Source organism: Fodinibacter luteus (assembly GCF_039541575.1).
Classification (GTDB): domain Bacteria; phylum Actinomycetota; class Actinomycetes; order Actinomycetales; family Dermatophilaceae; genus Fodinibacter; species Fodinibacter luteus.
Window position 1 is genome coordinate 59,034 of the sequence record NZ_BAABGM010000026.1, and the last position, 24,321, is coordinate 83,354.

A 24,321-nucleotide genomic window follows, 5' to 3' on the forward strand; every position below is an offset into this window, starting at 1 on the left:
ACTCAGGCCTCGAGCCGGACGGCGCGCGCAGGTGGGTCGAAGGTGTGGGAACCGCGAACCGCCTTGGTCGTGAGGTACCGGGCGTTCGAGGGGCTCCAGTGCACCCCCGTCGGCACCCGGTCGGTGACGTCGACGTCGAGGCGGCCCAGCTGGTCGGCCTTGTCCGGGTTGTTGCTCAGCAGCGCGACCCGGCCGAGGCCGAGGGCATGGATCATCTGGGCCGCGACGGTGTAGTCACGGGCGTCGGCGCGAAACCCCAGCGCGAGGTTGGCCTCGTACGTGTCGAGGCCGAGGTCCTGCAGCACGTAGGCGTCGAGCTTGCCGTACAGCCCGATGCCGCGGCCCTCCTGCCGGAGGTACATGAGGTACCCGCCGACCTCGGCGATCCGCTCGACCGCCTCGCGCATCTGCGGCCCGCAGTCGCAGCGCTGGCTGCCGAAGACGTCACCGGTGAGGCACTCGCTGTGGAGCCGGACGAGGGGGTGTGCGCCCCGGCGGCGGGCGGGGTCGCCGTCGGTCACCCGCCCACCCAGGCCGAGGGCGAGGTGCTCGCGTCCGTCGACGAGGCCGTCGAAGGTGATGACCCGGGCCACCGTGCCGAAGCCGTCGGAGAACCGGAGCGGCACCGCGACCTCCGTACGCACCGCTGCGGCCGGCGGACGGGAGGGCATCACGCCACCCCTGTCGGCTCGGCCTCGTCGAAGCGGTCCGAGAGGGCGTAGCGCAACAGCACGACGTCCCCGATCCGACGGACCTCCGCGAGCCGGGCCCGCCGGCCACGGTTCCACGGCAGGGGCCCGTCGCCCACGAGGCGGTGGGCCCGCGAGTCGCCCACGAAGAACGGCGCCACGACGACATGCAGCTCGTCGGCGAGTGCACCGCCCAGGAATTGGGTGTGGACGTCCTGGCCGCCCTCGACCAGCAGGCGGCGCACGCCCTTCGCGGCGAGGTCCCGGCTCACCGCGCACATCGTGGGGGCGGCCCCGGCATCGACGACGGTGGCGATGGCCCCCAGTCGCTCTCGCACGGGATCCACCGACGCGCTCGCGCAGTACACGAGCTTGTCGCCGTCGCCGGTCGAGAAGAACGCCGCGGCGGGGTCGAGGTGCGGGTGCCGGGTCACGGTCACCTTGTGCGGTGACGACGTGCGACCCTCGGCGACCCGCCGTGCCCTCCGGTGCTCGGAGCGCACGAGGAGGCGGGGGTTGTCGGCGCGCACGGTGCCCGCACCGACGAGGATCGCGTCACAGCTCGCCCGCAGGGCGTCGACCCGGTCGAGGTCCGCCGCGTTGGAGAGCACGAGCCGCGTTCCGGACGCGTCGTCGAGGTACGCGTCGAGGGACATGGCGCAGCTGAGCACGGTGTAGGGCAGGTCAGCCATGGCTGGTCGCCCTCCGCACGTCCGCGGCCGGCCGGGGTGCCGACCGGGCACGGAGAGGTCGGGGCCGGGGCCCGGGCCCCTGCGCCCGGCCCACGAGGAGCAGCACCGCGCCGGGGAGGGTCGCGGCGAACACGAGCGTCCCGTAGGCCACGGCCACCGCGAGCCCCTGGGCCGCGCCGGTCCCCACCGCGGCGAACACCCACGCGGCGGCACCCTCGCGGGGCCCCCACCCCGCCAGGTTGAGCGGCACCGCCGCCACGAGCAGCACGACGAGGCAGACCGGCAGGAGCTCGCCCGTCGGCACGTCGACCCCGACGGTGTGGGCGGCGAGGGCGAAGGTCGCCACGTGCCCGGCCAGCACGACGAGGGAGGCGGCGACGATGCCGACGAGCGCCGGCGGAGCAGCCAACGCGCGAGCGTCCGCGACGGCCACCCGGACGATGCGCCCACCGGCTCCCGGCCGCCGGGACGGGCCCGGTCGCCGGGACAGGCCAGGTCGCCGCGTCGCCCGGGCGACACCGGCGACCCCGATGCCCGTGGCGATGAGCACGAGCAGGGTCACCACGAGGTCCGACGACGCCGGGGGGCGGGACATGAGCAGGGCTGCCAGGGTTGCCGCGACGAGCACGACCTGCCCCGACGTCCGCTCCCACGCGACGGCACGCAGGCCGCGCCCGACGTCGTCGACCCCTCGGCCGTGGCGCACCCCACGGTCGACGTCGCCCAGCACCCCTCCGGGCAGGACGACGTTGAGGAACTGGGCGCGGTAGCAGGCCGCGACCGCCGACGGCATCGACAGCTCGGCGTGCAGGCACCGGGCGACGAGCCGCCACCGCCAGGCGGCGCACGCGGTCGACACGGCGGCGACCGCGGCCGCCACCGTGAGGGCGCGGACGTCCACGGCTCGCAGCCCGGCAACGAAGGCTCCTGTGCCCCATTGCGCGAGGAGCACCCCGAGGATCAGCGCACCGCCCAGCGGTTGCGCCCGACGCCACCACGACGATCCCTTGATCCCGGCCTCCGACCCTCGGTGTGCGCCCGCCCCCCGCCGGAGGGGGTGCACGGTGCCCAGCTCCACCCGACACACGGTGGGCGGAGCCTGCCGGTTCACTTGCCGCCTCCTGCGGGAAGTGCCAGCAGGTCGAGGTGATGGACGGTGACCGCGAGCCGGCCCTGGGCGAGCTCGGCGCGGCGTCGCGCGAGGTACGCGGCACCCACCGCGCCGAGCTCGGGCCGCTGCTCGCAGGCGGCGCCCACCCAGCCGCTCAGCCACTCCGCCAGCAGCGGGCCATGGTCGGCACCCAGCCGCCACGGGCTCGCACGCACCTCCACGCGTGACCCGAGCGCGCGGAAGAGCAGGACCGCCGCGTGGACCGCGAGCGGTCCGAGCAGGGTGCGGCCCCCGTCCGTGCGCCGTTGGTGGTCGTTGAACGCGGCGCCGAACATGGCGTCCAGCGGGTCGGCCGGGGACAGGCGCACCCGACCGGTGACCGACAGCGTCACGAGCACCGGGCAGTGCGCCGCGACGCACGACCGCACGAACCGCTCCGCCTCGTCGGCGGTCAGCATGTCGAGCAGGGCCGAGGCGGTGACGAGTGACGCCCCCGCCAGGTCGGCGGGGCCCAACCGGGTGAGGTCTCCCTGCCGTCCCTCGACGCTCACGGCTGCACCGTCGGCCCCGCTCCCCGGCCCGTGGGTGGCGGCGACCCGCAGCAGGTCGGGGTCGCGGTCGTGGAGCACCCAGTGCTGGGCACCCGGCAGCTGCGGGGCGAGCCACCGGCCCATCGAGCCGCTCCCACAGCCGAGGTCGTGCACGACCGTGACGGCGGCGCGGCCGACGCTCACCGCGGCCGTGCGCGCGAGCACCGTGGAACGGGCCGCCGCGTCGGCCGGCTCGCGCAGCCGCAGCCACGCCGAGCTGACCCGGACCTCACCGACCGCTGTCACCGGGCCACCACCGAGAGCACGCCCGAGAGCCGGTCGGTCGTGTGCGTCCAGTCGGCGAGGGTGGCGCGGCGCGCGCGCGCGGCGAGGCGCAGGTCGCGGCGCACCCCGGCATCCGTCAGCCACCGGTCCAGGGCGGCGGCGAGCGCTGCGGGATCGCCGGGGGCCACGAGGATGCCGGGCCGTCGCCCACCGCGGGCCCTCCCCAGTGCCTCCGGGAGGCCACCGACGTCGCTGCCGACGACGGGGACCCCCCGGGCCAGCGCCTCGGTGACGACCATGCCGTAGCTCTCGGTCCGCGACGGGGCGAGGACGAGGTCGGCCGCCGCGTACACGGTAGCGAGGTCCTCGCCGACCCGTGGGCCGGTGAAGGTGACGCGGTCGGTGAGCCCCGTGGCTCCGGCCCGGGCGCGCACCCGGCTGGCGAAGGCCGGGTCGACGGCGACCGACCCCACGCACCGGCACGTCCACTCGAGGTCCGCCACGTCGGCGAGGGCCGCGAGGAGCACGTCGTGACCCTTCGCCGCGGACACCACCCCCACGCACAGCAGGTGCAGACCCGGCTCGCACCCCGGCATGAGGTGGGCCGGGTCGACGCCCGGCGCCACGACGCACACCCGGTCCGGCGCCAGGCGGTATGCCGTGAGCAGCCACGCGCGCGTCCACGCGCTCGTCGCGACGACGGCCACCGCCGCGTGGAGGACCGCCCGCTCCCGCTCCCGCCGCACCGCTCCCTCCGCGGCACCCTCGCCGAGGACCGGGTCGTGGCCCAGGGGCAGGTGCACGACCACGACGAGGCGCAGCCTCCGACGCTCCGGCACGAGCACCTCGGGCACGGCACAGGCCACGAGCCCGTCGAGGAGCACGAGGGAGCCGTCGGGGATGCCGGTCAGGACGGCCGCCAGCTTTGCCCGCGCCGCGGCGTCGGCCCGCGGCCACCGACCGGGCACCTCCCGCTGACGAACGTCCCACCCCCGGCCCGACAGGCCCGCACAGACCGTGCGGTCGTAGGTGTTGCCGCCGCTCGGGCGTGACGGGTCGCCGACCCCGGCCGGGACGACGACGTGCACGGTGGTCACGGCGACCGCTCGAACGACGCCCACGCGACGTGCGACTCGTGGAGGGTCACGGCGATGGCGGTGAGGCGGTCCGCCCCCGGCCCGAGCCCCCCGGCACGCACCCGGGAGGCCAGACGGTCCGCGACCACCTCGGCGAGCCGCTCCGTCGTCGTGTTCACCTGCGCGAGCGCGGGGTCGTCGTCGAGGTTGCGGTAGGCCAGCTCCCCGACGACGGCGGCGAGGGCAGCCGCGGCGCTGCCGATGTCGACGACGAGCCCGTCGTCGTCGAGCGTCGGCGCCCGGAAGGTGGCGTCGACGACGTAGGTCGCCCCGTGCAGCCGCTGTGCCGGCCCGAACACCTCACCGCGCAGGCTGTGGGCGATCATCATGTGGTCGCGAACGGTCACGCTGAACATGGCCCTACCCCTCGCCGTAGGTGATGGTGTGGCACAGGGCCGGCAGGGTCCCGTCAGCCAGGTCCGGCAGCACGTGCGGGAGGTCCTCGAAGGCGGAGCTGCCGCTGATCAGGGCGTCGAACGCCGGGTCCCGCAGCAGCTCGAGCGCGAGCCGCAGGCGGTCGGTGGTGGACCGTCGACCCCGCCGGGCCGGGGAGACCGAGCCGACCTGGCTCGCCCGGATCGCGAGGCGCCCGGAGTGGAACGCCCCGCCGAGCCGCAGGCTGACCTCCGTGTCGCCGTACCAGCTCAGGTCGACCACGGTGCCCTCCGCCGCGAGCAGGTCGAGGGACAGCTGGAGTCCTGACGACGACGCGCTCGCGTGGACGACGAGGTCGCGACCGCCCCGGGCCTGCGCCGGCGGGGCGAAGCCCGCGCCGATGGAGGCGGCCACCGCGGCCCGTGCGGGGTCGACGTCGACCACGGTCACCTCCGTGCCCGGGACACGGACGAGCAGGCGGGCGACGCACAGGCCGACCATCCCGCCGCCGACGACGGTGACCCGGTCGCCCACGAGCGGCGCGGCATCCCACAGGGCGTTGACGGCGGTCTCCACCGTCCCGGCGAGCACCGCCCGGTCCGCGGGAACGTCGTCCGGAACCGGCACCACCCCCTCGAGCGGGACGACGTACGCCGTCTGGTGCGGGTACAGGCAGAAGACCAGGCGTCCCAGGAGCGCCGGGGGCCCCTGCTCGACGACCCCGACGTTGAGGTAGCCGTACTTCACCGGACCGGGGAGGTCACCCTCCTGGAACGGGGCCCGCATCACGGCGTACTGGTCGGCGGGCACGCCACCGCGGAAGACGAGGATCTCGGTGCCCCGGCTCACCGCTGAGCGCACCGTCCGCACGAGCACCTCCTCCGGCCCCGGCTCGGGCACCTCGACGGTTCGGATCTCGCCGATCCCCACCGACCGCAGCCAGAACGCCCGGGCCTGCGCCGTCATCGCGCCTCCTCGGAGGTCTGGGCCGAGCGGGGCCGCCGCACCGACGGTGCGGCGGTCGTACCCCTCGACAAGGAGACACGGTGGGACCGGGTGCGCGGTTCAGGGCGCGTGAACCGTCGGGCGAACGGATCCGTGATGAGTACAGCTGGAGGAGGTGGCGCGCGGTGCGACGACGTCGGTCGCTCCGGCTCGGAGGAGGCATGCCATGTGGGTCCGGATCGTGACGGCCGTCGCCGCCCTCGTCTCAGCGGCGGTCCACCTCATCCTGTGGTTCGACGGGTACCGGGACATCGACGTCATCGGCCCGGCCTTCCTGCTCAACGCGGTCGCGGGTGCGGTCATCGCAGCGCTCCTCGTGCTGTGGCGCCACTGGGTCCCGGCGCTCCTCGTCACGGGGTTCGGCGCGAGCACCCTCGGGGCCTTCGTCCTGTCCGCGACGGTGGGGCTGTTCGGCGTCCACGAGCAGTGGTCCGGCGGGTGGGTGCTCACCGCAGCCGCCTCGGAGGTCGTGTGCATCATCGGCGGCCTCGTCCTCCTGCGCGAGGAGTGGCCGTCCCGGCCCGGCGCCGCGCGGGGCCTCGCCCGCATGCCCTGACCGGACCGCCCTCCGGTGCCCACCCGGTGGTCACCCGAAGACGCTCAGATGGTCAGCCGCAGGACCGCGACCCCGTCCGCCGTGCGCAGCTCGACCAGCTCGATCTCGCTGCGGTCCGTGGCCGTCGCCGCAGACACCCGCATCGTGCGACCCGGCAGCCCCTTCCACGTCGCCACCTGCTGGGTGCGCCCGTCCCAGGTCTGGACGACGAGGGCGTACTCCGTCGACGAGTCCTCGTACACGCCCGAGCCCTCCCCGCTGTCCCCGTCCTCCCCGCTGTCCCCGTCCTCCTCGTACGAGCAGGTCAGGTCGAGCCGCGTGCCCCACGCCACGTCGGCCACGAGCACGTCGGCGCGGACCGGGGACGGACTGACCGCGACCATCGCACGCCCCGGTGCGGCACGACCCGCCGCCGCGGTCGGTGCCGCCCCGGCGGTCGGCTCCCGGTCGCTCGCGACGCCCGCGGCGAGGGCGAAGGACCCGACGGCCACCGCGGTCACGGCGGCGGCGACCGCCGCGACGACGACCGACCGGCGGCGCTGGGCCTCGCGCACCTCACGCACCAGGGACGGCAGGAGGGAGGAGGGCGCGGCCGACGTGCTCACCAGCTCCAGGTCGGCGAGGTCGACGTGGGCGAGGAGGCCCGGCACACCGGCGAGCTCTCGGACGGAGTGGCTGCAGTCGGTGCACCCCGCCAGGTGCCTCTCGAACTCGAGGCGTTCGCTCGGGTCGAGCGCACCGAGGACGTACGACCCGTCGAGGTGGGAGAACTCGCAGGTCACGCTCCCACCCCCATCTCCTCGAGAGCCAGGCGCAGGGCCCGCAAGGCGTAGTGGGTGCGCGACTTCACCGTACCTTCCGGGATGCCGAGCCGGTGGGCCGCCTGGGCGACCGACGCCCCCCGGAAGTAGCACTCCAGCACGACGGCCCGGTGGTCCGGCGACAGCGTGAGCAGGGCGTCGGCCACGACCCAGGACAACAGGATCCGGTCGGTGTGGTCGGTGGACTCCCGGCTCTCGGGGACGTCGGCGACGGACAGCTCGCTGCGGGCCCGCGTCGTCCGCCACTCGTCGATGACGATGTTCCGCGCCACCGTGAACAGCCAGGCCCGCACGGACCCGCGGCTCTCGTCCAGCCGGCCGTGGTTGCGCCAGGCGCGCAGCAGCGTCTCCTGCACCACGTCCTCGGCGCGCGCGTGGTCATGGCCCGTGAGGCGCAGGCAGTACCCCCACAGGGCGGCGGCATGCTCGTCATGCAGCTGCTGCATGAGCACGGCGGCGCTGTCCGGCATCCGGCATCCCACCTCCCACCGAGCCGTACGTGGCGAGCGGCCCCGTGGTTCACCGGACACCGGGCTCCCGGCAGCGCCGGGTCCGTTCCGGTGGTGAGGCGTGCAGCGTGGGCGTGCGCCGCACCGTCCATCGTGCCCGTCCGGTGCCGGCGCGGTCCAGATCCCGGGCCGATTCACGTCACCTCGAGGTACGTCCGGTCACACCGGCCGCTCGTGTCCACTGGACTCGGCCTACGATTCAACCGTGGTTGAAGCGAGACCACTCGAGCTCGTGGAACGATCTGCCCGTGCTGACGGAAAGTGGATGGAAGGGCGAGTACGTCCGGGTCGGGGGCACGAGCATCTACTGCCGACGAAGCACCGGTGGGGACGGTGACGACATCCCGGTCGTCCACATCCACGGTTTCGCGATCTCCGGTGCATACCTGATGCCGACGGCCCGGCTCCTTGCCCGTCGGTGGGTCAACGTCGTGCCTGACCTACCGGGGTACGGCCGCAGCGAGGGGCGCGATGGTGTCCTGGACATTCCCGCGCTGGCCGAGTCCTTGTTGGCCCTGCTCGACGAGCTGGGCGTGGAGAAGGCCGTCCTGGTCGGCAACTCGATGGGCTGCCCGGTCGCCCTGGAGGTGGCGCACGCTGCTCCCGAGCGGGTGCACCGGCTGGTCCTCGTCTCACCCGCCGGTGGAGTGCAGAACCGGCCCCTGGCCCGGGCGCTGGGCCAGCTGGCCAGGGACGGGCTGCGGGAGAGCCCTCGGATGTTCCGGGTGGCGTTGCCGGACTACGTGAGCTTCGGCCCGGTGAACGGGCTGCGCCTGTTCCGTGAGCTCACCCTGTTTCCCTCGTTGGAGCGACTGGTCCACGCGCCCGTGCCCACGCTCGCGGTCCTGGGACGTCGCGACCCCCTGATGCCCTCCCCGAGCCGCGTCAGGGAGGTGGCCGGACGGTCTGGCCGGCTCGTCATGGTCGCGGTCATCGACGAGGCGGCCCACGCCGTGAACTTCAGCCACCCGGTGGAGCTGGCGTCCACGGTCGAGGCCTGGCTCGACGACGAGCTCGGCACCGGCGCTGATCTGCCGGCCGGGGTGCGCCTGTTCGTCGTCCACCGCGACGACTCCGCCTGACCGCGTCGGGCTCGGTCAGCGCGCTCGCCTCCGCGAGGGTGACCCCAGGACGGCAGGGAACGCCCTCGCCCACTGCGACGACCCGGCCCCGCCCTCGGCGACCTCCTCGCTCGGCGCGCGGCAGGGGGTGACTCACCCGTTGGGGGTGGTACCCGAGCACGGACCTCGTTCGTAGGGTTGCCCGGGCCGGCGGGCCGTCCGCCTCGCCGGCGCCCACGACGAAGAGGATCCGCATGACCACGCGCACCCAGCGGCACCGATCACTGGTCGTGTCCGGCATCCTGCTCGTCCTCCTGTCGGGGTGCAGCGGCGAGGGGGCGGACACCTCGGTCAAGGTGGCCGAGGCTGCGGTGACGGCCAAGGAGAAGGCGCTGACCGAGGCCGAGGAGGCCGAGAAGGCCGCGGCGGCCGAGTTCTGCACGGCGAGCACGACCTACATCACCGCCATCGACCGTTACGGCGACGTTCTCAACGCGACCGCACCGACCGTCGGCGACGTCCGGGATGCCGGGAGCGACCTCGCCGACCCGGCGCAGGACGCGCAGGAGGCGGCTGGTGCGGTTGCCGAGGCCCGACAGGCCGTCGCCACCGCGGAGCAGGAGCTCGCGGAGGCGCAGGCCGCCCTCGCCACGGCCGAGGCCTCCGCCGCCGGCACGTCCCCCTCGGCCGCGGCGTCGAGCCCGACCGCGAGTCCGTCGCCCACGGCGACGCCTGCCAGCGTCACCCGCGTACAGGAGGCCGAGGCCGAGCTCGCGGCCGCGCAGAGCGGCATCACCGACAGCACCCCCCTGGCTGAGGCGGCCGAGCAGTTCAACGCCGCCGCCGTCGCCCTGGAGATGGCCTGGCTCCAGCTTCTCGGGGACAGCGGGTGCCTGACCGACGCCCAGCAGGACGAGGCGGCCAAGGCGGTGGACTCCTACACCACGACGTTGCAGCAGGCGCTGGCCGACGCCGGCTACTACGACGCCGAGGTCGACGGCGTCTACGGACCGAAGACGGTCGCGGCGGTCGAGGCCCTCCAGAAGGCCAACGGCCTTCCCCAGACCGGCACCCTGGACAAGGCGAGCGAGCAGGCGCTGCGGTCCGAGCTCGCGGTCAAGGGCGGCGCCGCGGCCCAGGAGGCGACGGCTTCCACCGCGGCGGTGCAGCAGACGCTCAAGCTGGCCGGGTACTGGGACGGCCCCGTCGACGGGCAGTGGACCGACGCCCTGACCGACGCCCTCGAGGAGCTGCAGGAGGACCTCGGTGTGGAGGTCACCGGTACCGTGGACGCCGCCACCATCGCGGCGCTCGAGACGGCGATCGCCGACGCGCGCACCACACCCCCTGCCACCCCTGCCCCCTCCGAGAGCCCCGAGCCCACAGCGACGGGCTGACCACGCCCGCTGGCGCCGACGTGCTCCGTCGACCAGTCTGACCACCAGGCGGCGCCGCCGGCGCCGCGAACCACCACCTGAAGGGAACACCCGAATGTCCGACGACACCCCCACCGAGGTCACCGCCGAGGTCACCGCCGAGGTCGCCGCCGTGAGCGACGGCGCCCGCACGCTCTTCGTCGCCGACTTCAGCGACACCGGCACGGCCTGGGAGGCCTACGAGGCCCTGAAGTCCCTCGAGGACGGCCGGCACTTCGCCATCGACGGCGTCGTCGTCGTCAACCGTGACGAGGAGGGCAAGCTCGAGATCCAGAAGGCCACCGACCACTCGACCAAGCGCGGCATGACGTGGGGGCTCGTCGGAGGCGCCGCCCTCGGCCTGGTCTTCCCGCCCTCCATCCTCGGGAGCGCCGCCGCCCTGGGCGCGGGTGGGGCTGCACTGGGCAAGGCCAAGCAGCTGCACGACAAGATCGAGCTGGAGAAGGACCTCGAGAACGCCGTGGCCCCCGGCCACTCGGGCATCGTGGCGCTGGTCTCCGACCCGGGCGCCGTCGAGATCCGGGAAGCGCTCACCCAGGCGAACGCGATCGTGGAGTCCGCCGTCGACGACGTCGTCGCCAAGGACATCCGCGCCATCGCCGACGAGGTCGAGAAGGGCTGAGCACCCTCCCGAACACCTGACCGGTCCCGGCCCTCCTCGCGAGGGCCGGGACCGGTCTCGTGTGTGCCGCTGTGGTGGCACGCCGCCGCCGGTCGCCTAGCCGAAGGGTGGGGTGCGCGCCCCGTGCCCTTGAGCTGCGGACACCGCGGCCTCGACCTTGTCGGTGGGACCCGCGACGAAGACGTGCTCGGTGTTGCGCAGGTGCGACACCGTCCCGACCTTCTCGCCGGAGGGGCTGTGGATGCCGATACGCGCCCCGACGTAGCGCGTGGAGTCGAAGGCGACCACGCGAACGGCCTCGTGCCCGGCATCCCGCAGCGAGCGCAGCATCCGGTCGGGCGAGATCCACGACTCGTCGTTGTAGGAGACGACGAGCACCTCGGCCCTGGCGCGGGCGATGAGGCCGTCCAGCGCAGCCGGCATGCTCCGCTTGCTGTTGAAGACGCTCTTCGTGGCGTCGTCGCGACTGTCGACGCGCTTGCAGGCGACCCCGTAGTGCTCGGGAGCGTCCCAGCGCACGAGCGTCTCCCAGATGTGGTAGTTCGTGAAGTACCGGTGCTGGTTGTACGGGGGGTCGAGGTACATGAGCTCGGTGCGCGGGAGGGTGTCGACGGTCCGCAGCGCGTCGCCGACGACCGTCGCACCGGGCCCGGCGATGAGGTCGGGCCGGCGCAGCTCGAGGTCCCGGTGGGCTCGCGGTGCCCACTGCTTGAGGTAGGCCATCTGCAGGCCGGTCGTCGAGTCGACCCGGTCGGCCGCCAGCATCAGGCTCGTCAGGAGGACGGGGAACAGGGCGGATCCCTCGTGGGCGCTCGCCAGCTCGTCCCGGATCGCGTCGACGCGCGCGCCGTTCCTCGGCTGGAAGTAGCGGGACCGGAGGCAGAACGTCTCGGTGAAGTACCCGGGCCGTCCGGGCAGCGCGTTGAGCCGCTCGAGCTCGGCGTCGAGCTCGTCGAGGTCGACCTGCTCCGCGTCGGTCGCGATGTAGCAGTCGGCGAGGACGCCGGCGTAGGTCGCGACGTCGGTCGCGGTGACCCGCAGGCCGCGACGCTTGAGCTCCTGGGCGACGCGGGTCGTCCCGGTGAACAGGTCGACGGCCTCGGTGGCGCCGGTGGCGACGGCCATGTCCGCGAGCACCGGGACGAGCGCACGCTTGGACCCGAGGTACTTGATCACGGGAGCCACCCTAGGTTCTGCTCCGGTGCACCCGCCGACAGGCAGTGGGGGGCGCGGGCCGGCAGAGTCACGCACGGCGAGCGCGGCCACGCGCCCAACTGCCTGTTCGTGGGAGCGCCCTGGACCGTTCACCGGATGCCGTGGCTCGGTTCACGGGATGCCGTGGCTCGGGTTCACGGGATGCCGTGGCTCGGGTTCACCGGATGCCGTGGCTCGGCGTCACGGCATGCCGCGGCGGCCGTGGGTGCGTGGTGGTTCGTACCCGCCCTCGGGCGGCACCATCTCGGCCCGCACCCCGAGCAGCCGCACCGGCCGGGTGTCGTCGAGCGCGCGGTACAGCTCGAGCGCGGTCGCGGCGACGAGCCCGGCATCCCACGTCGGCTCGGCGAGCTTGCGCGAGCGGTTGACGGTGAAGAACGGCACGAACCGCACCTTGAGGTGCACCCGCGCGCAGGGTCGCCCCTCGGCCCGGATGTCGTCGACGACCTGCGCCGCGAGCACCCGGAGGGCCTCCTCGGCCTCGGCCGCCGTGACGAGGTCGACCTGGTAGGTCGTCTCGCGGCCGTGGGCCCGAGGCACCCACGGGGTGTCGTCGACGGTCGAGCTGCTCTCGCCCCGGCCGAGCGCTCCGAGCCACGGGCCCGTCTGCGGCCCGAACTCACCTGCCAGCAGGGCGTCCTCGGCCTGCGCGAGCTGGCGCACCGTGAGCACCCCGAGGCCGGCGAGGCGCTGCGAGATCCGTGGCCCGACGCCCCACAGGTCCTTCGTCGGCCGGTCACCCATGACCTCGAACCACGTGTCGCGGGTGAGGCGGAAGGTGCCCCGCGGCTTCCCGAACTCGGTCGCGATCTTGGCCCGCACCTTGGTGTCGCCGATGCCGATGCTGCAGTGCAGGTCCGTCGCGGCGAGCACGTCGGCCTGGATCCGGCGCGCGACGGCCTCGGGGTCGGCGGCCTCGACCCCGACGAACGCCTCGTCCCAGCCGAGCACCTCGACGACCGCGCCCGGCACCGCCCGCAGGGTGCCCATGACGACCGCGGACGCCGCGTCGTACGCCGGTTTGTCGACCGGGAGGACGACAGCCTCCGGGCAGCGACGCACGGCGGTGCGCAACGGCATCCCGGAGCGGACCCCGAAGGCACGGGCCTCGTACGAGGCGGTCGACACGACGCCGCGCTCGGTGGGGTCGCCGCGCCCGCCGACGATGAGGGGCAGGCCGGCGAGCTCGGGGCGGCGCAGCACCTCGACGGCGGCGATGAACTGGTCCATGTCGACGTGCAGGACCCAGGGCGCCATGGGTCCATCGTGACGGACGGCCCGGGCGGCCGAGCGGATCGCGACCCGCGGGGTAGCGTGGCACGGATGGACCGCACCAGCCCCCGGCTGCGCACCACGGGCCGACCCTCGTGAGGGCCGTCCTCCACGCGCGCTACGGGCCACCCTCCCTGCTGCGGGTGGCCGAGGTCGAGGTCCCGACCCCGGTGGACGGCCAGGTGCTCGTCGAGGTCGTCGCGACCTCGCTCAACCTCTCCGACTGGGAGACCCTCGTGGGCCGGCCGGCGTACGCGCGCGTCGGCGGGCTGCGCAGGCCGGCCCGGCCCGTGCTCGGCTCGGACATCGCGGGTCGGGTCGCGGCCCTCGGCCCCGGAGCGACCCGCTTCGCGGTGGGCGACGAGGTGTACGGCGACAACATGGCCCTCAAGGGCGGGTTCGCCGAGTACGCCGTCGCACCCGAGTCGGCGCTCGCAGCCAAGCCGGCAGCACTCGGCTTCGTCGAGGCCTCGACGCTGCCGCAGGCCGGGGCCATCGCCCTCCAGGGGACGGCCGGCACCGGCCCGGGGTCGCGCGTGCTCGTCAACGGGGGCGGGGGCGGCTCGGGGTCGCTCGCGATCCAGCTCGCCAAGGCGGCCGGGGCCCACGTCACCGGTGTCGACAACGCCGGCAAGCTCGACTTCATGCGCTCGGTCGGCGCCGACGAGGTCGTCGACCACCGCCGCGACGACTTCACCCGGCTCAGGCCGTTCGACCTCGTGCTCGACCTCGTCGCCCACCGGTCGGTGTTCGCGTACCGGCGCGCGCTCGCTCCGGGCGGTCGGTACCGGTGCGTCGGCGGGACGATGCCGACGCTGCTGCGGCTGGTCACCGTCGGCACCGTCGTCGGCCGGCTCGGCGGTCGGCGGATCGGCGTGCTCGCGGTGCACCCGGGGCCCGCGCACTTCGGGCCGGTCGCCGAGCGCTGCGCCCGCGGGGAGCTCACGGTGCACGTCGACTCCGTCGTCGGGCTCGACGAGGTGCCCGAGGCCCTGGCCCGGGTCGGCGCGGGGCGGGTGCTCGGGAAGGTGGTCGTCGCCCCGGGCCGGTGAAACCCACAGCGGGTGTGGCCCCACCCCTTGGGCATGGCCACGCCCCCGGGCCGGTGCACCCCGGGAGGGAGGTGGTCCTACCCTTGGGGCATGGCCACGATCCGGGGCGAGCTGCACATCGCGGCCCCCGTCGACGTCGTCTTCGACACGGTGGCGGACACGCGCAACGAACCGGGCTACAACCCCGACATGCACGACGTCGAGCTGCTCACCCCGGAGCCCGTCGGCCGGGGCAGCCGGTTCCGTGCGCTCATGGGCAGGGCCGGCACCGAGATGCTCGTCGAGCTCGTCGAGTACGACCGGCCGCACCGTCTCGGGTCGCGCACGACGAGCTCGCTCATGGACACCTCCGGCGGCCTCACCTTCCGCGAGACGGCCGACGGCACGGCGATGGCGTGGGACTGGCAGGTGCAGCCGCACGGGTACCTGCGACTGCTCGGGCCGCTCGTCGGGGTCATCGGGGCGCGGGTCGAGCGCGGGATCTGGGGCGGGCTGAAGAGCCAGCTCGAGGGCGGACGGCCGAGCGGGTCACGGTAGGTCGACGCCTCGTCGGTCACATTCGCCCCAAGACCTTGACAGGTGTCGAAACAGTCCGCCATGCTCGGGGTGGCCCTGATTCGATATATCTCAAACCAAGGAGCAGCCATGGCCACCGAGCAGCTGAGTGACGAGCAGGTCCGCGAGGCGGTGCGCGAGCGCTACGCGGCGTCGGCCTCGGGCGTGCTCACGGCGACGGCCCCGACGAGCGACGGGTGCTGCGGGGGCAGCGGGTGCTGCGGCTCGTCGGCGGAAGCGATCGACCCGATCAGCAGCGGCCTGTACGACGAGGGTGACGTCCCCTCCGAGACGGCGCTCGCGGCATCCCTCGGGTGCGGCAACCCCACGGCCCTCGCCGAGCTGCACCCCGGCGACGACGTCCTCGACCTCGGCTCGGGCGGCGGCCTCGACGTGCTGCTCTCGGCGCGGCGGGTGGCCCCCGGCGGGACGGCCTACGGCCTCGACATGACGACCGAGATGCTCGAGCTCGCCCGCCGCAACCAGGCGGAGGCCGGCATCGAGAACGCCACCTTCGTCCAGGGCACGATCGAGGACGTGCCGCTGCCCGACTCCTCCGTCGACGTCGTCATCTCCAACTGCGTCATCAACCTCTCCCCCGACAAGGATGCCGTGCTGCGCGAGGCGTTCCGCGTGCTGCGGCCGCAGGGCCGGTTCGCGGTCTCGGACATCGTGCTCCTGCGCGACATCCCCGAGCAGCTGCGCGGCGTCGTGCGGCTGTGGACCGGGTGCATCTCCGGCGCCCTGCGCGACGACGAGTACGTCGACAGGCTCGCGGCCGCCGGGTTCGAGGACGCGGCGGTCGAGGTCACCCGGGAGTACAGCCGCGTCGACCTCGAGTCGATGGCCGAGGTCACCGACGCCGCCGAGCTGCCCGAGGGCATGGCCCTTCCCGAGCTCGTCGAGGCCCTCGACGGCGCGTTCGCGAGCGCCTTCGTGCGCGCCCGCAAGCCGTGACGTCGCCAGCCGCCGCCACCCACGGCTGAACGGCGGCGCAGCGGACCGCCGACCCGCGGGGCGGGGCCGACCGCCGACCCGCCGGCGAGGCCGACCGACCACCCGGAAGGAGCACCGTGAGGGTGGGGACGCTCCCCGCGACGGCCGCGCTGCTCGCGGCGACCGCCGTCTGGGGGTCGACGTTCGTCGTCACGAAAGGCTCCCTCGACGAGCTCGACCCGGCATCCTTCCTCACCTGGCGCTTCGGTGTCGCCGCCGTGGCGCTCCTCCTCGTCCGGCCCGGCAGCGTGGCGCGGCTCAGCCCGGCCGACCGGTGGCGTGCCGCCCTGCTCGGCGTCGCCCTCGCCGTCGGCTTCCTCCTCCAGACGACCGGGCTGCAGCACACCCTCGCCGGGGTGTCCGGGTTCCTCACCGAGGCCGCGGTCATCCTCACCCCCGTCGTGGCTGCGGTGTTCTTCGGGGACCGGGTGGGTCGCGCCGGCTGGGCGGCCGTGGCCGTGTCCGCCGTCGGCATCGCCGGACTCGCCGGCGGCGTGAGCGCGCCGACGTCCGTTGGCGCCGCGCTGACCCTCGCGGGCGCGGCCTGCTTCGCCGTGCACATCGCCGGCCTGAGCCAGTGGGCCACGCGCGCGAACGCCTACGGGCTGACGGCGGTGAGCGTCGCCACCGCCGCCTGCCTGTGCGCCCTCGCCGCGCTCCTCGGCACGGGCATCGCCCTGCCCGAGACGTCCACGGCGTGGCAGTCGGTGCTCTACCTCGGCGTCGTCGCCACCTGCGTCGGGTTCGCCGTCCAGGCGTGGGCCCAGTCCGCCCTCGCCGCCACGACCGCGGCCGTCGTCATGACGATGGAGCCCGTCTTCGCCGCGGGGCTCGCGGTGGCCCTCGGCGAGCAGGGCCTCGGGTGGGTGGGCTGGGTCGGGGGCCTGCTCGTCGTCGCGGGCATGGCGCTCGCAGAGCTCGGGCCCCGCGTGGGTGGGCTGGGTCGGGGGCCTGCTCGTCGTCGCGGGCATGGCGCTCGCAGAGCTCGGGCCCCGCGAGTGCTGCGACGCCCTGTCCCCCCGGGTCGAGTGCTGTTGAGCTGGCTGTCGTGCTGATGAACCGGCTGCCGCGGCGCGCACTACCGAGTGATGGTGCGGATGCCGTCCGCGAACCCCTCGCCGACTCGCCGGCCGGCCGCCCGTCGGGACGGGCGCCGGCTGACCGGGGTCACTCGTCGACGAGGTCGCGCCCGTGCACGATGGCCGCCCAGATGACGAGCACGTCGAGGGAGATGAGCGTCAGGCTCCACAGCGGGTAGAAGGGCAGCCACATGAAGCTGCTCAACATGCTGAGCGACGCGACGACGACGGCGAAGACCCGGGCCCACATCTTTCCCAAGAACAGCCCCGCGCCTGCCGCGACGGCCCCCAGGCCGACGAGGAGGTGGATCCAGCCCCACGAGGTGAGGTCGAACTGGAAGACGTACTCGCGGCCCACGACGAAGAAGTCGTCGTTGAGCAGGGCGACGAGCCCCTGGATGGCGTGGAAGATCCCGACCATGATGAGCATGACCGCCGCGAACGACACGAGGCCGCCGCCGGAGCCGCTGTAGCGCTGACCCTGCCGGCCGTCGTCGAGGTTGGTCGTGAGGGAGGTGTTCTCGTACGACATGACTGCGCACTTCCTTCGTCGGATGCCGTCGCCCGCGACCACGCGGACGATTGGTCACTGCCGTTCTACGACACCGCGCGGTGCCGTCGCCTCACCCGGCCGGGGTGACGCCGTCCTCGGCGAGCACGGCGCGGCACCCTTCGGCGACGACCCCCAGGTCGGTCGTCACGGCGAGGCAGTGGATGCCGTGGCGCCGCAGCCGCGCCGCGTGGCCCGGGCTGCCCGCGAAGGCGCCGACGAGGACACCGTGCCGGGCCGCTGCGGCGACGACGACACCGAGCGGGTTGCCGGGGGCGTGGTCGTCGAGGAGTGCGTCGACGGTGGTGCCGAGCCCGAGCGCGAGGTCGAACGGCCCGACGAAGAGGCCGTCGACGCCGGGGGTCGCGGCGATCTCGTCGACGTCGGCGAGCGCCCCCGCGGTCTCGACGAGCACGAGACACTGCACCGTGGCGTTGGCGGCCGCCGGGCCGGGCGCGGGTCCGCCCCACAGCGGCGCGAACGGGCCCCAGCTGCGGTCGCCCTCGGGCGGGTAGCGGGACGCGCGAGCCGCGCGCACGGCATCCGCGGTTCCGGTGACCGACGGAACGACGACCGCGGCAGCACCGGCGTCGAGCGCTGCCCCGATCCACGCCGGGTCGACGGCCGGCACCCGGACGACGACGGCGGCGCCGGCTCCCGCCAGGGCCCGGCCGACCGTGTGCAGGCCGGACCGGTCGACCGGCCCGTGCTGCGCGTCGAGGGCCAGCCAGTCGAAACCGCTCGAGGCGAGGCGGCGCAGCAGGTCGACGTCGGCGCTGAACGTCCACACGCCACGCGAGTGACCGGCCATCCCCAGCGTCGGGTGCTCGGGCCCCGGCCTGGGTGGCGGCTCAGCGCCTGCGGGTTCGTCGCCCATGAGCGGGACCCTAGCCGAGTGGCTCGTGACGCCGGTCTCGATGCCCCGCCGGGTAGGGCCACCGGGAGGACGATGGTCGTGGTGACCGGGCCGCCCCCCGGACCCGTGGGTGCCGGTCGGCCGCCGACCCGGGAGGCGCCATGACGACAGTGCACAGCAACCCACCCGCGAGGCACGCCCCTCCACACGTGCAGGCGGGGCCCGCGACGCGCCGTGTCGGCTACGCCGTCGCGGTCGCCGTCAACGCGGTCATGCTCTACCTCGTCAACCGGTCCCCGGGCTGGGAGGCCCTGCCGTTCCTCACCCCGGAGACCACCGAGGTGCTCGGCCTCGTCAACGCCTCGATCGTTGCGGGGGTCGTCGCGAACCTTGTCTACCTGGCGTGGGACCCGCCCTGGGTGCGGGCGCTCGGGGACGTCGTGACGACGTCCATCGGGCTGACCGCCCTCGTCCAGATCTGGCAGGTGTGGCCGATCGACCTCGACTCCGGGTGGACCCTCGTGGCCCGCTGGGTCATCGGGATCGGGATCGTCGGAAGCGTCATCGGCATCATCGGCGCGCTCGTGCGGCTCGGACGGTCGCTCAGCGCGAGTCCTTCCGTGCCTGGCGACCAGCCCCCTGCGAGCGGGACGACGCGTCACGCTTGATCCCACCCGTCGTCTTCGTGGCGCGCCGCTTCGTGCTCGCCGTGGAGGCCCCGTCGGACTGCCCCGCGGCGGTACCGGCGGACCCGGGGCCCGTCGAGCCGCGTGCCGCGGCCACCGCGGCGAGCCGTTCGGCCTTGAGGTCCTTGGCCGCCGCCCGGGCGACGACCCCCAGCCGCGCACTGACCCGGGCGAGGGCCAGCTCGAACACCTCGGCCTTGGCCGCGTTCGCGGCGTTGCCCGGCCGGGCGTGGCCGCGGGCGCCCTTGAGCCCCACCCGCTGGGCACCGGTCTGCCGGTAGAGCTTGACGTACTTCGAGCGGGCCCGACGGACCCGGGTGTGCAGCTCGAGGAGGGCGTCCTCGTCGAGATCCTCCATCCGGTGCGACTCGGTCTCGCGGACGAGGTCGGCCTGCGACTGGGTGAGGAAGCGCGGGATCTCGATGGGCATGGGGGTCCTCTCGACGACGGCGGGGCCGTCGCCACGACCCGGCGACGAGCCGTGCCCGTGAGCCTCGCGTCGGGGCGGGCCGGTGTCAACGGGTGCCCGCCCACGGGCGCATCCCGCGGGTGGCCTCAGCCGCCGGGTGCCGGGGCCCGGACGGTGCCGCCGGGTGCCAGGGCCCGGACGGTCTCGATCGTGTCGGCCTCCCCGGCGCGCTTGTCGTCGCGGTAGCGCAGCACGCGGGCGAAGCGCAGGGCGACGCCACCCGGGTAGCGCGTCGACCGCAGCAGCCCGTCGAACGCGACCTCGACGACCTGCTCGGGTCGCACCCTCACGACCCACCCGTCGGTGCCGTCGACGGCGAGCTCGGTGAATCGCTCGGTCTGCCAGCGGAGCATCTCGTCGGTCATCCCCTTGAAGGTCTTGCCGATCATGACGAAGTCACCGGTGGCCGGGTCGCGTGCTCCGAGGTGGATGTTCGACAGGGTGCCGGTGCGCCGACCCGACCCCCACTCGACGGCGAGGACGACGAGGTCGAGGGTGTGCGTCGGCTTGACCTTGACCCACCCGCTGCCGCGACGGCCCGCCGCGTACGGGCTGTCGGCCGCCTTGACGACGACGCCCTCGTGCCCCGCGCCGACGAGGTCGGCGAAGAAGGCCTCGGCCTCGACGGCGTCCGAGGTGATGAGCCGTGGCACGACGAGGTGCGGCGCGAGGTCGAGCAGGGACTCGTGCCGCACGAGCGCCGTCTCGTCGAGCAGGTCGGTGCCGTCGCGGTGGAGGACGTCGAAGAGGAACGTCGTGAGCGGCACCCGCTCGCGCAGCGCGGCGACGTCGGCCGAGCTCGCGGTGCGTGACCCGGTGACCTGGAACGGTGCCGGCCGGCCGCCCTCGAGCATGACGATCGCCTCGCCGTCGACGACGAGGTCACCGCCGGGCAGGGCCGCCACGGCCTCGACGACCTCGGGCACGCGCTCGGTGATCTCGTCGAGGCTGCGGGTGAACACGCGCACCTCCTCGGCACGCCGGTGTGCCTGGATGCGGATGCCGTCGAGCTTGCCGTCGACGAGGAGCGTGCCGCCGCCCACCGCCCCCACCGCCACCTCGGTGGTCTTCGCCGACGCCGCGAGCATCGGGCGCACCGGGCGCCCGACGACGAGGCCGACCTGCTCGAGGGCCGCGCGTCCCCCGCGGGCGGCGAGGCCCGCCACCTCGGATGCCGTCCCCGCGAGCATGGCGGCCCGCCGGACGACCGGCTCGGGCACGGCGTAGGCCCCGGCCACCGCCGCGAGGACGACGCCGTCGAGGGCGCCCTGGCGCAGGTTGCCGGTCATGAGGTCGCGCAGGAAGCGCTGCTCGTCGGCGGTCGCTCGCCCCATGAGGGTGGCGAGCGCGGCGCGCCGGGATGCCGTGGAGCCGGCGCCCGTGGCCCGCGCGAGGCGCTCGAAGGCCGCGTCGACCTCGGCGACGGTCAGCGTGGGGTGCTGCGCGGGCTCGGGCAGCGAGCCGAGGGAGCGGAACCCGACGCCGAGGCGACGCTGCGGCAGCACCCCCGACAGGTGCGAGACGACGACCCCCACCTCGTCGGGGTCGCACCGGGCGAACAGCCCGGCGAGGGCCTGGGTCTTGGCCGTGCGGGAGCGCGTCGCGGCGACGGCGCGGGAGACCTCGACGACCTCGGCCAGCGTGACGTCCATCCGGCCATCCTGCCCCGTCCCACCGACACCGGCGGGCGCTCGGCTCAGGCCCGCTCGACCCGCCAGTCGATGGGGGTGCACCGGCCGTTGTTCGACTTCTCGGCCGAGCACGCCGTGACCCCGACGACCACCGGCATCCGTGCCTCGATCGTGAACAGGTCACCCGGACGGGTCGGTGGTGGGTCGATGTGCAGCTCGCCACGCCCGTCGGTCCAGACGTCCATGAAGACGTTGAGCGTCGTGCCGATGCGGTCGGGCTCGACGCCGAAGGGGGCGAGCGCGTCGCACAGGTTCGCGAAGCACGACGGGTGCGCGGCGCCGCCGAGCTCGGGGTAGAGCACGTCGAAGGTCGCCTGGCTGCACGGCGTGAGGGAGAGGTCGTGGACGCCGACGGTGTCATCGACGACCTCGGCCATGACCCGGCTGCGGTTGGACCACAGCTGCGAGCCGGTGGAGACGTAGACCGAGTTGCCGAAGTCCGTCGTGCGGCCCGACGAGAACACCTCCGCCACGTCGCCCGCCGCCACGAGGTAGAGGTCACTCACCTGCTCGCCGAGGGGGTCGAGCACCGTGAGCCGGTCGCCCGGGGAGAGCTCGACGGCGACGCCGCTCTGCGGGGCGATCCGCGACCAGCCGAGCGCCGGTGCGTCTTCCGTCCCGGCGTACGCGGGGGGTGCACCGTGCCGCGGGAACCGGGTCCGCGCGGGGTTCACCGCCCGTCCCCGGCCGCGGTGACGTCTGCGCCAGCGCCCGGCACGGCATCTGCACCGGCACCCGGCACGGCATCCGGCACGGCATCCGACGCGGCATCCGGATCGGGCTCGAACGGCGGGGACCAGCCCTCCGGGACGGCCCGGCCGGCGTACTGCCGCGCCTCGGAGGCCTCGCCGTGGTCGCTCACCATGGGGTTGAGGGAGCCCTGGAGCTCGGTGTCGCGGCGGCGGATCGTGTCACGCATCCGCTCGAAGCGGCCGTCCTGGCGCAGCCGCTCGAACTGCTCGTGGAGGTTGAAGACGAGCGTGGGCACGGGGGCGCGGCGGGCGACGCGCGAGGCGTTGGGGTGGAGGCCGACGACGAAGAACGCCGTGCCCGCCACGCTGAACGCGAAGTGGGGGTTCTCGGGGTCGGCAGCGACGCCCTCGGCCCACGGCGACTCGTCGTTGTCGTGCAGGTGCTGGAGGGCGCCCCAGAGCAGGGCCTCGAAGTCGCGCTCGTCGTCGGGCACCGGGCCGCGGAAGCACGCGACGAACGACACGAGGTCGCCGTCGGCGTCGACCTCGTCGGCGTACTGCGTGAGCGCGGCCCCGAGGGTGTCGAGGGAGCCGCCCTCCGCGGTGTCCGTGAGGTCATCGAGCACGACGAGTGTGGCGGCGTCACGGCGGAACACCGACCTCGCGCCGAGGCACGGGTACTCCGGGTGCCCCACCATCTCCTCGATCGCGGCGATGATGTCGCGGCGCGGGGCCTCCGCGAGGTCATCGGCGGCGCGCTCCTCGAGCAGCTCCTCGAGCGGTTCGGTCATCAGTGGCAAGCGGGCCGTGCGGCCACGGTCGGCTCTGCGGTCATGCGTCACACGGTGCCACATACCCGCGACTCGTGGTGGGGATGCCGTCACCCCGGCTCTCGTGGGGAGAGGTGCGTCACAGCGCTCCCCGACGGCCGGCGCTCCCTCGCGCGGGTGGTGCCGCGGCTCGTTCACGGTCAGGCGGCGGTGTCGTGGAGGGTGGGTGGGGTGGTGGTGTGGGTGCGTCCGGTGGGGGTGGTCCACGTGCAGGTGCCGTCGGGGGTCATGGTCACGGTCCAGCCGGCGTGGTGCTTGAAGCCGTGGTGGGCTGGGCACAGCGCCTGGAGGTTCTCCTCGACGGTCTGCCCGGCCGGGTGGGGGGTGACGTGGTCGAGGTGGCAGCGGTGGGCCGGGACGCTGCACCCGGGGAAGCGGCAGTGCCGGTCGCGGGTCCGGACCCGGGCGGCCAGGGCCTTGCCGGGGCGATAGGTGCGTCGGCGGGCGGGGGGCCCGTCAGCCGCGCCCGGGGGTCCGTCGTGGACGCGGATCCGGGTGTCGGGGTCTGCGAGCAGGGCGACGACCTCTTCGGGAAGCAGCGCAGCCGCGCCCGGTGCCTCGAGCAGCCCCTCGACGAACCAGACCGGCCGCGACTCCGAATCCGGAACCGGGTGCGGCACCGGCGGCGGGTGCGGCACCGGCGGCGGGTGCGGCACCGGCGGCGGGTGCGGCACCGGCGGCGGGTGCGGCACCGGCGGCGGGTGCCCCACCGGGTGCGGCGCCGGCGGTGGGTGCCCCACCGGGCGCGGCGGCGGCGGGTGCGGTGCGCGAGGTGGGGGGTGGCCGGTCAGGAACGGGTTGGTCTGGGTCTCCAGCCACTGACCCAGGACCATCCCGAGGGTGCGTTCGAGGCTCCCCGCCGTCAGGGTGTCGCCGGTGACCTGCCCCAGGAGGAGGTCGAGCAGGACCTCGTCGACGCGCACGCCACCCGCCGGGGTGGGGTCGTGCCCCGATCGGTCGTTGCCCTCGGCCGCGGCCCTGCCCGGCGCGGCAGCGCCCTGCGGGCGGGGGCGGGTGCACGCGGCGGCGGCGGTGCGCGGGTCGGGGCGGGTGACGAAGGCGTCGCCGGTGCCCGCCCGGACGGGCACGACGAGCTCGACGAGGGTCTCCACGTGCGCGTTGGCCAACACCAGGTCGGCCAGCGCGTCGAGGCGGGCCGCCTCCACGCTGCGCCGCCCCCCACCCTGTCCGCCGCCGGCGGTGGTGGTGGTCCGGGCACGGTCGGCGGCCAGGTACTCCTGGGCCAGGGCGTCCACCGCTGCGAACACGCGCCGGGACAGAGCGTCGGGCACCTCGAGGGTCCAGCGCATCAGCCCGGTCGTGGCCGACGGGCCGACCCTCAGGCCCCGGCGGGACCGGGCGCGAGCCACCCCCCGGATCACGCTCTGCGGGTCGGACCTGACCGCCGCCCTGCGGGCCCGCTCCACCAGCCGCGGCCGGGGCAGGGCCGAGACGTCCGCGCAGTACAGGCGCGCCTCGAACTCGACAAGACGCTCGACGGCCACGTCGGCCGAGGCCGACACCACCGCGTCGACCCGCCACGGCTCGAG

General features: G+C 74.7%; 27 protein-coding genes. 9 read left to right on the top strand and 18 right to left on the bottom strand.

The window, feature by feature from the left end; translation table 11 throughout:
• Positions 1-2: 2 nt before the first annotated feature.
• Genes ABD899_RS17990 through ABD899_RS18020 form a run of 7 tightly spaced genes read right to left on the bottom strand, consistent with a single transcriptional unit; the run spans position 3 to position 5,784 of the window.
• Complete coding sequence (locus ABD899_RS17990; RefSeq protein ID WP_345208603.1) at positions 3-671, bottom strand: GTP cyclohydrolase II; 669 nt, start codon at positions 669-671, stop codon at positions 3-5.
• On the bottom strand, positions 671-1,381 hold the full coding sequence (locus tag ABD899_RS17995) for a RibD family protein (RefSeq protein WP_345208605.1): 711 nt from the start codon (positions 1,379-1,381) through the stop codon (positions 671-673). The genes ABD899_RS17990 and ABD899_RS17995 overlap by 1 nt, the downstream gene beginning before the upstream one ends.
• On the bottom strand, positions 1,374-2,444 hold the full coding sequence (locus ABD899_RS18000; RefSeq protein ID WP_425474994.1) for a lysylphosphatidylglycerol synthase transmembrane domain-containing protein: 1,071 nt from the start codon (positions 2,442-2,444) through the stop codon (positions 1,374-1,376). Before ABD899_RS18000 ends, ABD899_RS17995 begins: the two co-directional genes overlap by 8 nt.
• 44 nt (positions 2,445-2,488) lie before the next feature.
• Positions 2,489-3,328 (bottom strand): class I SAM-dependent methyltransferase, encoded by an 840-nt coding sequence (locus ABD899_RS18005; protein ID WP_345208607.1) that lies wholly within the window; start codon positions 3,326-3,328, stop codon positions 2,489-2,491.
• Positions 3,325-4,404 carry a glycosyltransferase family 4 protein gene (locus tag ABD899_RS18010; RefSeq protein ID WP_345208609.1) on the bottom strand — a complete coding sequence of 360 codons (1,080 nt, stop codon included), beginning with the start codon at positions 4,402-4,404 and terminating at the stop codon, positions 3,325-3,327. The genes ABD899_RS18005 and ABD899_RS18010 overlap by 4 nt, the downstream gene beginning before the upstream one ends.
• Complete coding sequence (locus ABD899_RS18015; RefSeq protein ID WP_345208611.1) at positions 4,401-4,799, bottom strand: 6-pyruvoyl trahydropterin synthase family protein; 399 nt, start codon at positions 4,797-4,799, stop codon at positions 4,401-4,403. Before ABD899_RS18015 ends, ABD899_RS18010 begins: the two co-directional genes overlap by 4 nt.
• Positions 4,800-4,803: 4 nt before the next feature.
• Positions 4,804-5,784 carry a zinc-dependent alcohol dehydrogenase gene (locus tag ABD899_RS18020; RefSeq protein WP_345208613.1) on the bottom strand — a complete coding sequence of 327 codons (981 nt, stop codon included), beginning with the start codon at positions 5,782-5,784 and terminating at the stop codon, positions 4,804-4,806.
• Positions 5,785-5,989: 205 nt separating this feature from the next.
• On the opposite strand from ABD899_RS18020, the gene ABD899_RS18025 reads away from it, so the two are divergent.
• A complete protein-coding gene (locus ABD899_RS18025; protein ID WP_345208615.1) occupies positions 5,990-6,379 on the top strand; it encodes a hypothetical protein in 390 nt (129 codons plus the stop codon).
• A 44-nt stretch (positions 6,380-6,423) separates the two neighbouring features.
• On the opposite strand, the gene ABD899_RS18030 is transcribed toward ABD899_RS18025, so the two are convergent.
• Together ABD899_RS18030 and ABD899_RS18035 are read right to left on the bottom strand one after the other, a co-directional pair.
• A complete protein-coding gene (locus ABD899_RS18030; protein ID WP_345208617.1) occupies positions 6,424-7,161 on the bottom strand; it encodes an anti-sigma factor family protein in 738 nt (245 codons plus the stop codon).
• Entirely contained in the window at positions 7,158-7,670 is a 513-nt protein-coding gene (locus tag ABD899_RS18035) for a sigma-70 family RNA polymerase sigma factor (RefSeq protein ID WP_345208619.1), read from the bottom strand. The genes ABD899_RS18030 and ABD899_RS18035 overlap by 4 nt, the downstream gene beginning before the upstream one ends.
• Positions 7,671-7,957: 287 nt before the next feature.
• Here ABD899_RS18035 and ABD899_RS18040 point away from each other — a divergent pair, with 287 nt between their 5' ends.
• From ABD899_RS18040 to ABD899_RS18050, 3 genes are all read left to right on the top strand, one after another.
• Complete coding sequence (locus ABD899_RS18040; RefSeq protein WP_345208623.1) at positions 7,958-8,791, top strand: alpha/beta fold hydrolase; 834 nt, start codon at positions 7,958-7,960, stop codon at positions 8,789-8,791.
• 233 nt (positions 8,792-9,024) lie between these two features.
• On the top strand, positions 9,025-10,167 hold the full coding sequence (locus ABD899_RS18045) for a peptidoglycan-binding domain-containing protein (RefSeq protein WP_345208625.1): 1,143 nt from the start codon (positions 9,025-9,027) through the stop codon (positions 10,165-10,167).
• 94 nt (positions 10,168-10,261) lie between these two features.
• Complete coding sequence (locus ABD899_RS18050) at positions 10,262-10,828, top strand: DUF1269 domain-containing protein (RefSeq protein WP_345208627.1); 567 nt, start codon at positions 10,262-10,264, stop codon at positions 10,826-10,828.
• A 96-nt stretch (positions 10,829-10,924) separates the two neighbouring features.
• Here ABD899_RS18050 and ABD899_RS18055 read toward each other — a convergent pair whose 3' ends face one another.
• Both ABD899_RS18055 and ABD899_RS18060 read right to left on the bottom strand, forming a co-directional pair.
• On the bottom strand, positions 10,925-12,004 hold the full coding sequence (locus ABD899_RS18055) for a DNA adenine methylase (RefSeq protein WP_345208629.1): 1,080 nt from the start codon (positions 12,002-12,004) through the stop codon (positions 10,925-10,927).
• 219 nt (positions 12,005-12,223) lie between these two features.
• Positions 12,224-13,300 carry a DNA polymerase IV gene (locus tag ABD899_RS18060; RefSeq protein ID WP_345208631.1) on the bottom strand — a complete coding sequence of 359 codons (1,077 nt, stop codon included), beginning with the start codon at positions 13,298-13,300 and terminating at the stop codon, positions 12,224-12,226.
• 110 nt (positions 13,301-13,410) lie between these two features.
• On the opposite strand from ABD899_RS18060, the gene ABD899_RS18065 reads away from it, so the two are divergent.
• The 4 genes from ABD899_RS18065 (at position 13,411) to ABD899_RS18080 (ending at position 16,973) form a co-directional block, all read left to right on the top strand.
• Complete coding sequence (locus ABD899_RS18065; protein ID WP_345208633.1) at positions 13,411-14,367, top strand: NAD(P)-dependent alcohol dehydrogenase; 957 nt, start codon at positions 13,411-13,413, stop codon at positions 14,365-14,367.
• 90 nt (positions 14,368-14,457) lie between these two features.
• Positions 14,458-14,904, top strand: a complete 447-nt coding sequence (locus tag ABD899_RS18070) for an SRPBCC family protein (RefSeq protein WP_345208635.1) — start codon at positions 14,458-14,460, stop codon at positions 14,902-14,904.
• Positions 14,905-15,012: 108 nt separating this feature from the next.
• Positions 15,013-15,879, top strand: a complete 867-nt coding sequence (gene arsM, locus ABD899_RS18075) for an arsenite methyltransferase (protein WP_345208637.1) — start codon at positions 15,013-15,015, stop codon at positions 15,877-15,879.
• A 122-nt stretch (positions 15,880-16,001) separates the two neighbouring features.
• Entirely contained in the window at positions 16,002-16,973 is a 972-nt protein-coding gene (locus tag ABD899_RS18080) for a DMT family transporter (RefSeq protein WP_345208639.1), read from the top strand.
• 112 nt (positions 16,974-17,085) lie between these two features.
• On the opposite strand, the gene ABD899_RS18085 is transcribed toward ABD899_RS18080, so the two are convergent.
• A complete protein-coding gene (locus ABD899_RS18085) occupies positions 17,086-17,529 on the bottom strand; it encodes a DUF7144 family membrane protein (RefSeq protein ID WP_345208641.1) in 444 nt (147 codons plus the stop codon).
• Between the two features lie 91 nt (positions 17,530-17,620).
• Positions 17,621-18,424: an aldolase/citrate lyase family protein gene (locus ABD899_RS18090; RefSeq protein WP_345208643.1), complete on the bottom strand. Its 804-nt coding sequence runs from the start codon at positions 18,422-18,424 to the stop codon at positions 17,621-17,623.
• A gap of 140 nt (positions 18,425-18,564) precedes the next feature.
• Here ABD899_RS18090 and ABD899_RS18095 point away from each other — a divergent pair, with 140 nt between their 5' ends.
• Positions 18,565-19,071 (top strand): hypothetical protein, encoded by a 507-nt coding sequence (locus ABD899_RS18095; RefSeq protein WP_345208645.1) that lies wholly within the window; start codon positions 18,565-18,567, stop codon positions 19,069-19,071.
• Here ABD899_RS18095 and ABD899_RS18100 read toward each other — a convergent pair.
• The 5 genes from ABD899_RS18100 to ABD899_RS18120 all read right to left on the bottom strand — a co-directional run.
• Positions 19,007-19,519 (bottom strand): hypothetical protein, encoded by a 513-nt coding sequence (locus ABD899_RS18100; protein WP_345208647.1) that lies wholly within the window; start codon positions 19,517-19,519, stop codon positions 19,007-19,009. The genes ABD899_RS18095 and ABD899_RS18100 overlap by 65 nt on opposite strands.
• A gap of 125 nt (positions 19,520-19,644) precedes the next feature.
• Positions 19,645-21,210, bottom strand: coding sequence for an ATP-dependent DNA ligase (locus tag ABD899_RS18105; RefSeq protein ID WP_345208649.1), 1,566 nt, complete (start codon positions 21,208-21,210; stop codon positions 19,645-19,647).
• A 44-nt stretch (positions 21,211-21,254) separates the two neighbouring features.
• On the bottom strand, positions 21,255-21,923 hold the full coding sequence (locus tag ABD899_RS18110) for a DUF1989 domain-containing protein (RefSeq protein WP_345208651.1): 669 nt from the start codon (positions 21,921-21,923) through the stop codon (positions 21,255-21,257).
• Entirely contained in the window at positions 21,920-22,732 is an 813-nt protein-coding gene (gene gntA / locus ABD899_RS18115) for a guanitoxin biosynthesis heme-dependent pre-guanitoxin N-hydroxylase GntA (protein ID WP_345208653.1), read from the bottom strand. The genes ABD899_RS18110 and gntA overlap by 4 nt, the downstream gene beginning before the upstream one ends.
• A gap of 179 nt (positions 22,733-22,911) precedes the next feature.
• A partial coding sequence (locus ABD899_RS18120) for an HNH endonuclease signature motif containing protein (RefSeq protein WP_345208655.1) occupies positions 22,912-24,321 on the bottom strand: 1,410 nt, incomplete at its 5' end.